This is a genomic window from Hydrogenophaga sp. T66 (assembly GCF_057219855.1).
In genome coordinates this window covers 594,997-607,766 of sequence record NZ_JBXVVX010000001.1, presented here as the reverse complement: position 1 = coordinate 607,766, position 12,770 = coordinate 594,997, and the positions used below count along the sequence as shown (strand labels likewise).

Below are 12,770 nucleotides of genomic sequence, written 5' to 3'. Positions count from 1 at the left end.
CCGGGTCTCCCGGCCCGCTGGCAACGCCCTCTGGAAGGGGGTGACGCGAAGCGCCGCGGGGGTGAGCCGAGTCAACGGCCCCCGAGGACGGCGATGTAGTCCGTGACCCAGCGGTGGTACGGCACGCACTGGTTGTTCTGCGTGGCGCAGCGGGTGGTCGGCGTCTTCCAGAAAGAGATGCGCTCGAAGCTGTTGAAGCCCTGCCGCGCGCAGCCCTCGTCACCCAGCAGCTTGTTGCCTTTGCAGGCCGCCGGCACCGCCGGCACCGAGCCGAACCAGGCCGCCAGATCGCCCTGCAGCTTGGGGTTGAGCGAGTGCTCCATCCACAGGTAGGCGCAGTTCGGGTTCTTGGCCTCCGAATGCATCATGGTCGTGTCGGCCCAGCCCGTGGCGCCTTCCACCGGGACCACCGTGGCCACCGGGCGGTTCTTGCTCTTGAGGATGTTGGCCATGAACTGCCAGCTGCTCGACGCCACCACGCCTTCGTTGGTGAAGTCGTCGATCTGCACGAAGGCGTCGTGCCAGTACTTGCCCACCAGCTTGCGCTGGCCGCGCAGCAGGTCAAGCGCGGCCTTGTATTGGGTTTCGTTGAGCTCGTACGGGTCTTTGATGCCCAGCGCCGGGTTCTTCTTCATCAGGTAGAGCGCGGCGTCGGCGATGTAGATCGGGCCGTCAAAGGCCTGGATGCGGCCTTTGTTGCTCTTGCCGTCGGGCAGGGTGGTTTCCTCGAACACGACGCTCCAGCTGGTGGGCGGCTTGTCCTTGAACACGGTCGTGTTGTACATGAGCACGTTCCAGCCCCACTGGTACGGCGTGCCGTAGTGGGTGTTGTTCACGTAATGCCACGGCGCCTTCTGCAGGCGGCTGTCCACGTTCTTGAAGCTGGGGATCAGGTCCACGTTGATCGGCTGCACGCGCTTGCCGGCGATCAGGCGCATGGACGCGTCGCCCGAGGCGGTCACGAGGTCGAAGCCACCCTCGTTCATCAGCGCGACCATTTCGTCGGACGTGCCGGCGGTCTTGACGTTGACCTTGCAGCCGGTTTTCTTCTCGAAATCGGTCACCCAGTCGAAGTTCTTGTCGGTCTGGCCGCGCTCGATGTAGCCGGGCCAGGCCACGATGTCGACCTGGCCTTCGGGCTTGCCGATCTTCTTCAGGGCGGTCTGCGCGTGGGCCAGGGGAGCCAGCGTGCCCATCGTGAAGGCACTCAGGACGACACCCGCCACCAGGCGGGTCAAGGGACGTTGCGCGATGTTCATGGGACGGTCACCTCGGGGTTGGGCGGTTGCAGAAACACCCGGCTGGCGCCGCGCGGCGTCCGGGCTGCTGCGCATGCTAGGCAGCCGTGTGCGGCTTTCAAAATGCAATATTCCTGCGGTACGCTATCGAAAATTTCGATAGTAGGTATTAACCCTTTCCCTTTTTGCACCGCAACAGGGCGCACCACCCCCGTGCGCACGCCCCATGAACCGGCACCTCACGCTCAAGCAGTTCCGCTATTTCCTCGCCGTGGCGGAGACCGACTCGGTGGCCGCGGCCTCGCGGATGCTCAACATCGCCCAGTCGGCGATCACCAAAAGCGTGCTGGAGCTTGAAGACGCGCTGGGCCTGACGCTGTTTGAGCGCAGCCCCAAGGGCATGCGCCTCACGCCCGACGGGCACCGCTTTCTGGTGAAAGCGCGGCGGGTGATCGGCGCCGTGGCCGACGCCGCCCGGGGCGTGACGCCCGGCGCCGCGCCGCTGGGCGGCTCGCTGTCGATCGGCGTGACCAGCCTGGTGGCGGGCTACTACCTGTCGGAGGTGTTCGCCCGCTTCCGGCGCACCTGCCCGGGCGTGGACGTGACGGTGGTGGAAGACGCGCCACCGTTTCTGGAACACCTGCTGATCAACGGCGAACTCGACATCGCGATCATGGTGAGCAACGCGCTGAGCGAGCCGCAGGCGCTGGTGGCAGAAACGCTCACCCGCTCGCCCAACCGGGTGTGGATGGCGGCCGACCACCCGCTGGCGGCGCAGGAAGAGGTGGCGCTGGCGGATTGCGCGGCGCACGACCTGGTGGTGCTGCAGGCCGACCGCATCGAGGTGCTGATGCGCAGCGTCTGGGCCCGCCACCAGCTCAAGCCGCGCACCGTGTTGCGCACCTCGTCGCTGGAGGCGGTGCGCTCGCTGGTGGGCGTGGGCGCCGGGCTGGCTGTGCTGCCCGACTTTCTCTACCGCCCGTGGACGCTCGACGCCGAACACGTGGAGGTGCGCACCCTGCGCGACGCCGTGCCCACGGTGGACGTGGGCCTCGTCTGGCGGCGCGGCTCCCAGCCCCGGCCCGAGGTCAGCGAGTTCATCGAGGTGGCGCGCGACCAGTCGCGATCGCGGCGGCTGGTGGGCTGAACGACCGCCGCGTCGGCGCAGCGGCGGCAGCGACCGCCGTGGCGGCCTGATCGCGCTTCAACCGGGCTTCAACCACGCCTCACCCGCGCGTCATCCGCCCGTACAGCGCCCCCGCCATCACCGCGCCCACCGCCATCGACAGCAGCCCCGGCAGGTGGCGCGTGGCGTCGATGAAGCTCGGCATGGGCGCCACCGCGTCCACCGCCCAGACCGCCGCCACCACGCCCACGCCCGCCGCCACGGCCAGCAGCGCCTCCCGCCAGCGCGGCGCGCGCCGCCCCAGCCAGGCCGCCAGCGCCAGCGCCGGCAGCCAGCCCGCGGCCACGATGCCCGCGTACACCGGCGCAAACGCGATCAGGTCCTGCACGGTCGTCTGCGCCCGCAGCCCCGGCGGCACCACCGCACCCACCGCCGCCAGCGCCTGCAGGTTCCACTGCGTCTGGACGACCGAGCCCCACGCCGCCGCTAGCAGCCAAGCCAGCAGCAAGGGAAAGAGATGCGCCGTCCAGCGGCGCTGGGCAGAATCGCCCGCATGCACAAGGTTCATCGACATGGTTCAAGCCCGGCGGGTTCGTCGGCAGGTGGTTCAGCGGCTGGGGTTGCCTGGTTTCGCGGCGCGGTCCGACGCTGGAGCCGGTGGTTGTCGCGCGCGGTGGCGCCCATTGTGGCGGCGCTGCTGGTCGGGGCGCCGGCGCAGGCCGCGGATTACCGCGTGCAGGCCGTGGCCACCGGGCTGGATCACCCCTGGGCGCTCGGGTTCCTGCCCGACGGCCGGCTGCTCGTCACCGAGCGGCCCGGGCGGCTGCGCGTCATCGAGCCCGGGCCCGACGGCCGCCCCACCCTGCGGCCCGAGCCGGTCGCCGGCGTGCCGCCCGTGCTGGCCCGCGGGCAGGCCGGGCTGTTCGACCTGTGGATCGACCCCGACTTCGCCCGCACCGGCCGCGTGCTGCTCTCCTTCGCCCACGGCACCCCGGCCGCCAACCACCTGCGCGTGGTGAGCGCCCGCTTCGACGGCCGCCAGCTGCTCGACGTGACGCCCATCTTCACCTCGCAGCCCGCCAAGACCGACACCCAGCACTTCGGTGGCCGCCTCGCCAGCCTGCCCGACGGCACCCTGCTCATCGCCATGGGCGACGGCAACCTCGACCGCACCGACGCCCAGCGCCTCCACACCCACCTCGGCAAGGTGCTGCGCATCCACCTCGACGGCCGCGTGCCCGCCGACAACCCCTTCGCCCAGCGCCCCGACGCCCGCCCCGAGATCTACACCCTCGGCCACCGCAACCCCCAGGGCCTGCTCGTCATCCAGGGCACACCCTACGCCCACGAACACGGCGCCCGCGGCGGCGACGAACTCAACCGCCTCACCCCCGGCGCCAACTACGGCTGGCCCCTCACCACCGGCGGCATCGACTACACCCACGCCCGCATCACCCCCTTCCAGCGCCTGCCCGGCATCACCGACCCGCTCGTGGAATGGACCCCCTCCATCGCCCCCGCCGGCGCCGCCTGGTACGACGCCCCCGCCTTCCCCGCCTGGCGCGGCAGCCTGCTCGTGGCCGCGCTGAAAGAACGCAGCGTCCGCCGCGTCCCCCTCGCCGGCGGCACCCCCGGCCCGCAAGAACGCCTCTTCACCGAACTCGGCGAACGGCTGCGCGACGTGCGCGTCGGCCCCGACGGCGCGGTCTGGCTGCTGACAGACAGCGCGCAGGGGCGGGTGTTGCGGGTGGTGCCGGGGGGCGGGTGACGGAGGATGAGTCGTTGTTGATGAAGACGCCTTGTTTGGCGGATATGCAGCGTTCTCGGACAGTTGCTGTCTAGGCTTCAACTGCTGCTCTAGCCCAAGAAGCGGTCCATCAAGTCCGGACGCTCCCAAGCTCGCTTATGCCAAATCGCAAAATCGACTGCTTAGGTCGGTGTGAACGAGACTGGCGGCAGCCCACTTGGTACCACCTTTGGCAGAAGCTTGATCTGCCCACTCGACGGCCGACTAACTTATCCGGCTGTGCTTCAGCCCCAAGGTCGTAGCTATGCGGCCAAGACAGTGTTCGTCAATCGACACCACCTGATTGAATATAGCCAAGTAAACATCATCGCGCGACAAGTCCAGCTTGAAGAGTGCTGGGCGTGTTGCGCCCTCTCTTGGCTTTATACCCAGGCGCTCGATGAGCTTGGCCTCTCGCGCCTCGCCGCCATTAGGTCTGTACAGGAGGTAGTCGCGGGCCAGGGAGTAGTGGGCGTGCCCGATGATGTTTCGGAAGTCCACGAGCTGTTGCAGCGACACGATTTCCTTCTCGTGCAACTGGTCCGCAAAGGTCGCCAGGAACTCGTCCACAACGGTTTGAAAGTACTTCTGCCAGCCGGCGACTCGGAGGTCGACAAACTGGGCGGGCATCACTTCTGGATTGTTGAGGAATGGCTCAACTAGAGCGGGATGCCGCCGGAAGATCAACAAATCATTGATCTGGCCCTGTATCCATGACAGAAGAGTGAACAGCTCACCGGCCCGGGCCATTGAAAGAGATGGTCGTTCCATCGAACCTCCGAAACTTCTACAGATGAAATCATTCTGCTCGGCATTCGACGGTTGACATGCAGTTCACGTGCGCTGCCTCAACTCACTCAAGCGGCGAGAGGTGCCGAAGCTCGTTGGGTGTAACTACTGAGTGTTGCGGCAATGACCTGCTTCAGCTCAGGAAGCTGACTTTCGACGCCAATGCTTGAGCGACTGCACCCAGCCATAAGCTGTCACCGGCCTCCTTTCCCGCATAGATCCTGCCAACAGGTCACCGCCCAGAACGGGCAGTCTCACGCCCCACCCACCGCCACACCACCCCAACCACCCCCGCCCACACCCCCGCCGCCATCACCACGACCATCCCATCGGCCCCCGCCGCACCCAGCCCGCCGCCAAAGAGCAGTGAGCCGTTGAGGGCGGTGAACAGCGCGAGGCCGGGGTAGAGCGGCAGGGCCGCGAGGGGGCGCCAGTCGGGGGGCGCGGCGGTGGCGAGCGCGTGGCTGAGGGCGCAGACGGCGAGGCTGGTGGCGAAGGCGATGAGGAAGGGTTTCATCGCGGACGCCGGGCGCTGGTCTGGGCCGGTCTGGTCTGGGCCGGGTGGCGAGAGGCGATGGCGGGCCCGGCCGCGCTCAGGCGCTGCGGGCCCGGGCGCGCTCTTCTTCCTGCAGCCGCAGCACGCGGCGCTGCACCTTGCCGGTGGTGGTCATGGGCAGGGCGTCGATGAATTCGATCTCTTTGGGGTATTCGTAGGGGGCGAGCTGGCCTTTGACGTGGGCTTGCAGCGAGGCGATGAGGGCGTCGTTGCCGGTGTGGCCGGGGGCGAGCACGACGTAGGCCTTGACCACGGCGCCGCGCTCGGGGTCGGGCTTGGGCACGACGGCGGCGTTGGCCACGGCGGGGTGCTTGACGAGGCAGTTTTCGATCTCGCTGGGGCCGATGCGGTAGCCGGCGGCTTTGAACACGTCGTCGGCGCGGCCCTGGTACCAGAGGTAGCCGTCGGCGTCGGCGAGGGCGAGGTCGCCGGTGCGGCACCAGCTGCTGGCGGGCTCGCCGGTGAACTTGGCGCGGGTGGCGCGCTCGTTTTTCCAGTAGCCGAGGAAGAACACGGGGTCGGGCTGGCCGTGGATGTCGAGGCGGTGGACGGCGACTTCGCCGGGCGTGCCGGGCGGGCACTCGCGGCCGTCGTCGTCGATCACGGCCACGCGGTGGCCGGGGTAGGCCTTGCCCATGCTGCCGGGGCGGGCCCCGTACAGGCGCGCACAGTTGCCGACGATGTAGTTGATCTCGGTCTGGCCAAACATCTCATTGACCGTCACGCCGAGCTGCGTGTGGCAGTAGGCGAACACGGCGTCGCCCACGGCCTCGCCGGCGCTCATGATGGCTTGCAGGTCGAAGCGGAAGCGCTCGCGCGGCGCGGGGAAGGCCTTCATCATGGCCTTGAGCGCGGTGGGAAAGAGGAAGGTGTGGGTCACGCCGTGGCGCTCGATCAGCTCGAAGGCGGTCTGCGGCGAGAAGCGGCCGTTGTGGGCGACGATCGGGCGGCCGAAGTACAGGGTGGGCAGCAGGGCGTCCATGAGGCCGCCGGTCCAGGCCCAGTCGGCGGGCGACCAGAACACGGCTTCGCTGGGGCGGGCGGCATCCCAGGGGTCGAAGCCAAACCAGTTCTGGCTGCAGACGAAGCCGGTGAGGTTGCCGATGAGGGCGCGGTGGGGGATGAGTGCGCCCTTGGGGTTGCCGGTGGTGCCGCTGGTGTAGATGAGCACGGCGGGGTCGTCGGCGGCGGTGTCGGCGGCGTCGAAACCGGCGGGGTGGCTGGCGAGGGCGGCGGCCCAGTCGAGGGCGCCGCTGCCGGCCGGGGCGTCGATGGCGATGATCTGGCGCAGCCGCGGGCACTGCGGCGCCACGCCCTGCAGCGCGGCCAGCGTGCTGGCGTCGCCGATGGCGACCACGGCCTCGCTGTCCTGCAGGCGGTATTCGAGCGCTTCGGGCCCAAACAGCTGCGACAGCGGCATGCCGACCGCGCCGAGCTGCAGCACGCCCATGTAGGCCACGGCGGTTTCAAACCGCTGCGGCAGCACGATGGCCACGCGGTCGCCGGCGCGCACGCCCAGCGCCACCAGCGCGCGCGAGAGGCGGTCGGCCTGGGCCTGGAGCTCGGCGTAGGTGTGGGTGCGGTCGGGCTGGCCGGGGGCGGTGTCGATGATGGCGGGGCGGCGCGCGTGGGCCGGGTCGGCGGCCCAGCGGCGGCTGCACACGTCGGCCATGTTGAAGCGCGGCGGCACGTGCCAGCCGAAGCCGCCGTGGAGGGCGTCGTAATGATCGACCGCGGGGCCGGCGGCGGGGCGCGCGGCGGCGCGGGGGGTCGGGGGGGTGTTGTCTCGTGCTTGACGGCGCGTCATCGCGGCTCTCCGGGCTCGTCCCTATGATCGGCCGAATGTACCAAGCCACGCGCCCTTCCCGCAGCCGTTTTGTGCCGCTTCGCGGCTGGAACCACCACGTGCGCGAGTGGGGCTCGCCCGCGGCCGGCCGGCCACCGCTGGTGCTGGTGCACGGCTGGATGGACGTGAGCGCGTCGTGGCAGTTCATGGTGGACGCGCTGCGCGAGGAGCGCCACATCATCGCGCCCGACTGGCGCGGCTTCGGCCTGACCACGCCGCTGGGTCCGGCCCCCGATGCCTACTTTTTCCCGGACTACCTGGGCGACCTCGACGCGCTGCTCGACGCGCTGGTGGGTGAGCAGCCGATCGACCTCGTGGGCCACAGCATGGGCGGCAACGTGGCGGCGATGTACGCCGGCGTGCGGCCGGCGCGCATCCGCCGCGTGGTCAACCTCGAAGGCTTCGGCCTGCCGGCCAGCCGCCCGGCGCAGGCGCCCGGCCGCTACGCGCAGTGGCTCGACGAACTGGCCGCGCAGCGCCGCGGCGACAACGGCCTGAAAACCTACGACGACGCCGACGGCGTGGCGCAGCGGCTGATGAAGACCAACCCGCGCCTGCCCGCCGGCCACGCCGCGTGGCTGGCGCGCGAGTGGGCCGCGCCAGGGCCGGACGGCCGCTGGGCGATCCGCGGCGAGGCCGCCCACAAGGTGACCAGCGCGCACATTTACCGCGTGGAGGAAGCGCTGGCGATCTACGAGCGGATCGAGGCGCCGATGTTGTCGGTCACGGCCAGCGACGACAGCCTGGGCCTGTGGTGGAAGGGCCGCTACACGCTGGCCGAGTACCACGAGCGCATCGCCCACGTGCCGCGGCTGACCGAGCGGGTGATCGACGATGCCGGCCACATGATGCACCACGACCAGCCCGCCGCGCTGGCGGCCATGATCGAAGCGTTCCTGGCCGGCGACTGAACGCGCGCGGCGCCCGCGGCAGCGTCTGGTTGCCCCCAGCGACCGGCGGGACACACAGGCCAGCGATACTTCGCGGATGACCCACCGCCACCCCCGCGCCCTGCTGGCCGCCGCCCTGCTCGCCCTGCCCGTGGCCGCCACGGCCACCAACCTCTGCCCCGGCTGGAACGACCCGCTGCCCGAGGGCGAGGCGCGGTATGAGGTGTTTTTCTCCCCCTACACGCACCACTGGACCTACAGCGAGGAGCACGAGCAGGTCTACGCCATCAGCCTGAGCCGGCGCCTGGCGGGCAACCGCTCGTGCGGCTTCTCGGTGTTCAACAACTCCTTCGGCCAGCCGTCGGCCTACGCCTTTGTCGGCTGGCAGTGGCCCGGGGTGGTGCCGGGCTGGCCCCGGGTGTACGCCGCCGCGACGGCGGGCGTGATCTACGGCTACGTGGGCCGCTACAAGGACAAGGTGCCGCTCAACCTGGGTGGCTTCGCGCCGGTGGTGATCCCGGCCGTGGGCTACCGGCTGAGCGACCGCACGGCGCTGGAGATGCAGCTGCTGGGCACGGCGGCGATCATGTTTGGCGTGACCTCGCGCTTCTGAGCGGGCGGGCGCGGCGCGGCGCGCGCCGACGGGCGGCCGTGGCGCACGCTGCCATGAGAAAATCCCGCCTTTGCCCGAGATTGCAGGACAGACCCCATGGAAGCCGAACGCAGCAACGCCATTCGCAGCCAGCTCGAAGACCTGACCACCCGCGTGGTCGAACTCCGGAGGTATCTTTGACTACGATGCCAAGGCATCGAAGCTGAAGGAAGTCGAGTCCGCGCTGGAAGACCCGACCGTCTGGGACAACCCCAAACGCGCCCAGGAGCTGGGCAAGGAAAAGAAGTCGCTGGAAGACGTGGTGCGCGTGATTGAGCGACTGACCAGCGAGCTCGCCGACAACACCGAACTGTTCGAGATGTCCGCCGCCGACGACGACGAGTCTGGCCTGCTGACGATCGAGGCCGAGGCCGCCGCGCTGCAGGCCGACGTGGAAAAGCTCGAATTCCGCCGGATGTTCAACAACCCGGCCGACCCGCTGAACTGCTTCCTCGACATCCAGGCTGGCGCCGGCGGTACTGAGGCCTGCGACTGGGCCAGCATGCTGCTGCGCCAGTACCTGAAGTACGCCGAACGCAAGGGCTTCAAGGCGACGGTGGAGGACGAAACCGCCGGCGACACGGCCGGCATCAAGAGCGCCACCATCAAGATCGAGGGCGAGTACGCCTTTGGCCTGCTGCGCACCGAAACCGGCGTGCACCGGCTGGTGCGCAAGAGCCCGTTCGACAGCGCCGGCGGCCGCCACACCTCGTTCGCCTCGGTGTTCGTCTACCCCGAGATCGACGACTCGATCGAGATCAACATCAACCCGGCCGACGTGCGCGTGGACACCTTCCGCGCCAGCGGCGCCGGCGGCCAGCACATCAACAAGACCGATTCGGCCGTGCGCCTGACGCACATCCCCACCGGCATCGTGGTGCAGTGCCAGGACGGCCGCAGCCAGCACAGCAACCGCGACGTGGCCTGGCAGCGGCTGCGCTCGCGGCTCTACGACTTCGAAATGCGCAAGCGCATGGAAGAGCAGCAGAAGCTAGAAGAAACCAAGACCGACGTCGGCTGGGGGCACCAGATCCGCAGCTACGTGCTGGACCAGAGCCGCATCAAGGACCTGCGCACCAACGTGGAGATTTCCGCCACGCAAAAGGTGCTCGACGGCGACCTCGATCCGTTCATCGAAGCCTCCCTCAAACAAGGGGTTTGATCCATGAGTTCCCTGCGCGAAGGCCCCACCACCGTGGTGCGCCGTGAAGACTATGCCCCGCCCGCGTTCTGGATCGACACCGTCGACCTGACCTTCGATCTCGATCCGGCCAAGACCCGCGTGCTCAACCGCATGCGGCTGCGCCGCAACCCGGCGGTGCCGGCGCAGCCGCTGCGCCTGGACGGCGAGGAGCTGAACCTCGCGCGCGTGCTGGTCAACGGGGCGGGCTGCTCCTTCCGCATGGACAACGGGCAGCTGGTGCTGGACAACCTGCCCGAGGGCGAGCAGCCCTTCGATCTGGAAATCTTCACCACCTGCGTGCCCGAGAAGAACACCCAGCTCATGGGCCTGTACGTGAGCCAGGGCACCTTCTTCACGCAGTGCGAGGCCGAGGGCTTCCGCCGCATCACCTACTTCCTCGACCGGCCCGACGTGATGGCCAGCTACACCGTCACGCTGCGCGCCGACCCGACGCGCTACCCGGTGCTGCTGTCCAACGGCAACCTGGTGGCGTCGGGCGCGCTGGAGGACGGGCGCCACTTCGCGCGCTGGGTCGATCCGCACAAGAAGCCTTGCTACCTGTTCGCGCTGGTGGCGGGCCAGCTGGTCGCACGGGAGCAGCGCATCGTCTCGCGCGGCGGCAAGGAACACCTGCTGCAGGTCTATGTGCGTCCGGGCGACATGGACAAGACCGAGCACGCCATGAACTCGCTGATCGCCAGCGTCCTGTGGGACGAAGCGCGCTTCGGCCTGCCGCTCGACCTGGAGCGCTTCATGATTGTCGCCACCAGCGACTTCAACATGGGCGCGATGGAGAACAAGGGCCTCAACATCTTCAACACGAAGTACGTGCTGGCCAACAGCGCCACCGCCACCGACACCGATTTCGCGAACATCGAATCCGTGGTGGGCCACGAGTACTTCCACAACTGGTCGGGCAACCGCGTGACCTGCCGCGACTGGTTCCAGCTCTCGCTCAAGGAGGGCCTCACCGTCTTCCGCGACCAGGAGTTCAGCATGGACCTGTGCGCCGAAGCCTCGGCGCGCGCGGTCAAGCGCATCGAAGACGTGCGTGTGCTGCGCACCGCGCAGTTCCCGGAAGACGCCGGCCCGATGGCCCACCCGGTGCGGCCGGACAGCTACGCCGAGATCAACAATTTCTACACCGTCACCGTGTACGAAAAGGGCGCCGAGGTCGTGCGGATGATGCAGACCCTGGTGGCCGATGGCGCCCGCGATCCGCAGGGCCGCGACGGCTTCGCCCGCGGCCTGAAGCTCTACTTTGAGCGCCACGACGGCCAGGCCGTGACCTGCGACGACTTCGCCCAGGCCATCGCCGACGCCAACCCGGGCAGCGCGCTCGCCACCCGCCTGGAAGCCTTCAAGCGCTGGTACAGCCAGGCCGGTACGCCGCGCGTACACGCCAGCCTCAGCCACGACGCCACCACCGGCACCGCCACGCTCACCCTGCGCCAGAGCTGCCCGCCCACGCCCGGCCAGCCGGTGAAGGCGCCCTTTGTGATTCCGGTGGCCCTGGGCCTGCTCGACGCCGAAGGGCGCGAGATCCCGCTGTCGCCGGCGCAGCGCCTGTGCGTGCTGGACGACACCGAAACCACCCTGCGCTTCGACGGCCTGCCCGGCGCGCCCGTGCCCTCGCTGCTGCGCGGGTTTTCGGCGCCGGTGGTGCTGGCGTTTGACTACACCGACGCGCAGCTGCTCACGCTGCTGGCCCACGACACCGACCCGTTCAACCGCTGGGAAGCCGGGCAACGCCTCGTGCTGCGCCGCGCGCTGGCCGCCATCGAACAGGACGGGCCGGTGCCCGAGCGCCCGCTGGACGCCGCGGTCGTGCAGGCGCTGCGCGACGTGCTGCGCCACCCCGCGCTGGACGCCGCCTTCAAGGAACTGGTGCTCACGCTGCCGAGCGAAACCTACATGGCCGAGCAACTGGCCGTGGTCGATCCGCAGCGCATTCATGCCGTGCGCGAGGCCATGCGGGCCCAGCTCGCCACCGACCTGCACGCCGACTGGGCCTGGGCCCATGAAGCGCACCACGACAACGGCGCCTACCGCCCCGATCCGCGCAGCACCGGCCGCCGCGCGCTCGCCGGCATGGCGCTGGCCATGCTGTGCGTGGCCGCGCGCGCCAGCGGCGACGCGGTGTGGCCCGGTAAGACCTACCAGCGGTTCAAGGACGCCGGCAACATGACCGACCGCTTCCACGCGCTGTCGGCCCTGGTGGTCAGTGACCACCCGCTGGCGCGGGAGGCGCTGTCGCGCTTTCACACCCTCTTCCGCCACGAAGCGCTCGTGCTGGACAAATGGTTCGCCCTGCAGGCCGGAGCGCCCGACCGCCAGGGCAACATCCTGCCGGCCGTGCGGCAGCTGATGAACCACCCCGACTTCGCGCTGAAGAACCCGAACCGGGCGCGCAGCGTGATCTTCAGCTACTGCAACGCCAACCCCGGCGCCTTCCACCGCACCGACGCCGCGGGCTATGTGTTCTGGAGCGAGCGCGTCATCGAGATTGACCGCTTCAACCCCCAGGTGGCCGCCCGCCTCGCGCGCGCGCTGGACCGCTGGAAGAAGCTCGCCGAGCCCTACCGCAGCGCCGCACGCGAAGCGATCGCCCGCGTGGCCGCACAAACCGACCTGAGCAACGACGTGCGCGAGGTGGTCTCCCGCGCCCTCGCCGACGACTGATCCCCAGCCCTGGACTCTCCTG

General features: G+C 69.4%; 11 protein-coding genes. 6 read left to right on the top strand and 5 right to left on the bottom strand.

Annotated elements, in window-relative coordinates; genetic code table 11:
- Positions 1-71 precede the first annotated feature (71 nt).
- Complete coding sequence (locus tag AC2D80_RS02860; RefSeq protein ID WP_484631467.1) at positions 72-1,259, bottom strand: ABC transporter substrate-binding protein; 1,188 nt, start codon at positions 1,257-1,259, stop codon at positions 72-74.
- 205 nt (positions 1,260-1,464) lie between these two features.
- Here AC2D80_RS02860 and AC2D80_RS02855 point away from each other — a divergent pair, with 205 nt between their 5' ends.
- Positions 1,465-2,385: a LysR family transcriptional regulator gene (locus tag AC2D80_RS02855; RefSeq protein WP_484631466.1), complete on the top strand. Its 921-nt coding sequence runs from the start codon at positions 1,465-1,467 to the stop codon at positions 2,383-2,385.
- A gap of 79 nt (positions 2,386-2,464) precedes the next feature.
- Here AC2D80_RS02855 and AC2D80_RS02850 read toward each other — a convergent pair whose 3' ends face one another.
- Positions 2,465-2,938, bottom strand: coding sequence for a hypothetical protein (locus AC2D80_RS02850; protein ID WP_484631465.1), 474 nt, complete (start codon positions 2,936-2,938; stop codon positions 2,465-2,467).
- Between the two features lie 99 nt (positions 2,939-3,037).
- On the opposite strand from AC2D80_RS02850, the gene AC2D80_RS02845 reads away from it, so the two are divergent.
- Positions 3,038-4,132: a PQQ-dependent sugar dehydrogenase gene (locus tag AC2D80_RS02845; RefSeq protein ID WP_484631464.1), complete on the top strand. Its 1,095-nt coding sequence runs from the start codon at positions 3,038-3,040 to the stop codon at positions 4,130-4,132.
- 243 nt (positions 4,133-4,375) lie between these two features.
- On the opposite strand, the gene AC2D80_RS02840 is transcribed toward AC2D80_RS02845, so the two are convergent.
- The 3 genes from AC2D80_RS02840 to AC2D80_RS02830 form a co-directional block, all read right to left on the bottom strand.
- Positions 4,376-4,921, bottom strand: coding sequence for a hypothetical protein (locus AC2D80_RS02840; RefSeq protein WP_484631463.1), 546 nt, complete (start codon positions 4,919-4,921; stop codon positions 4,376-4,378).
- 250 nt (positions 4,922-5,171) lie between these two features.
- A complete protein-coding gene (locus AC2D80_RS02835) occupies positions 5,172-5,456 on the bottom strand; it encodes a hypothetical protein (RefSeq protein ID WP_484631462.1) in 285 nt (94 codons plus the stop codon).
- A 76-nt stretch (positions 5,457-5,532) separates the two neighbouring features.
- On the bottom strand, positions 5,533-7,302 hold the full coding sequence (locus AC2D80_RS02830) for an acetate--CoA ligase (protein WP_484631461.1): 1,770 nt from the start codon (positions 7,300-7,302) through the stop codon (positions 5,533-5,535).
- Between the two features lie 35 nt (positions 7,303-7,337).
- Here AC2D80_RS02830 and AC2D80_RS02825 point away from each other — a divergent pair, with 35 nt between their 5' ends.
- The 4 genes from AC2D80_RS02825 to pepN all read left to right on the top strand — a co-directional run bounded on the left by AC2D80_RS02825 (position 7,338) and on the right by pepN (position 12,748).
- The gene (locus tag AC2D80_RS02825) at positions 7,338-8,252 is read left to right on the top strand and encodes an alpha/beta fold hydrolase (protein ID WP_484631460.1); all 915 of its coding nucleotides are present in this window, start codon (positions 7,338-7,340) and stop codon (positions 8,250-8,252) included.
- A gap of 76 nt (positions 8,253-8,328) precedes the next feature.
- Positions 8,329-8,844, top strand: coding sequence for a hypothetical protein (locus AC2D80_RS02820; RefSeq protein ID WP_484631459.1), 516 nt, complete (start codon positions 8,329-8,331; stop codon positions 8,842-8,844).
- A 96-nt stretch (positions 8,845-8,940) separates the two neighbouring features.
- A protein-coding gene (prfB, locus tag AC2D80_RS02815; RefSeq protein ID WP_484631458.1) for a peptide chain release factor 2 occupies positions 8,941-10,045 on the top strand; the annotation gives its coding sequence in 2 pieces (ribosomal slippage) (positions 8,941-9,021 and positions 9,023-10,045; 1,104 coding nt in all).
- Positions 10,046-10,048: 3 nt separating this feature from the next.
- Positions 10,049-12,748, top strand: a complete 2,700-nt coding sequence (gene pepN / locus AC2D80_RS02810; protein ID WP_484631457.1) for an aminopeptidase N — start codon at positions 10,049-10,051, stop codon at positions 12,746-12,748.
- Positions 12,749-12,770: the final 22 nt, after the last annotated feature.

What these genes read in the sequence shown, in the direction of transcription:
- AC2D80_RS02860 (WP_484631467.1), bottom strand. Translation starts at nt 1,259, where the DNA reads ATGAACATCGCGCAACGTCCCTTGACCCGCCTGGTGGCGGGTGTCGTC.
- AC2D80_RS02855 (WP_484631466.1), top strand. Translation starts at nt 1,465, where the DNA reads ATGAACCGGCACCTCACGCTCAAGCAGTTCCGCTATTTCCTCGCCGTG.
- AC2D80_RS02850 (WP_484631465.1), bottom strand. Translation starts at nt 2,938, where the DNA reads ATGTCGATGAACCTTGTGCATGCGGGCGATTCTGCCCAGCGCCGCTGG.
- AC2D80_RS02840 (WP_484631463.1), bottom strand. Translation starts at nt 4,921, where the DNA reads ATGGAACGACCATCTCTTTCAATGGCCCGGGCCGGTGAGCTGTTCACT.
- AC2D80_RS02835 (WP_484631462.1), bottom strand. Translation starts at nt 5,456, where the DNA reads ATGAAACCCTTCCTCATCGCCTTCGCCACCAGCCTCGCCGTCTGCGCC.
- AC2D80_RS02830 (WP_484631461.1), bottom strand. Translation starts at nt 7,302, where the DNA reads ATGACGCGCCGTCAAGCACGAGACAACACCCCCCCGACCCCCCGCGCC.
- AC2D80_RS02825 (WP_484631460.1), top strand. Translation starts at nt 7,338, where the DNA reads ATGTACCAAGCCACGCGCCCTTCCCGCAGCCGTTTTGTGCCGCTTCGC.
- AC2D80_RS02820 (WP_484631459.1), top strand. Translation starts at nt 8,329, where the DNA reads ATGACCCACCGCCACCCCCGCGCCCTGCTGGCCGCCGCCCTGCTCGCC.
- pepN (WP_484631457.1), top strand. Translation starts at nt 10,049, where the DNA reads ATGAGTTCCCTGCGCGAAGGCCCCACCACCGTGGTGCGCCGTGAAGAC.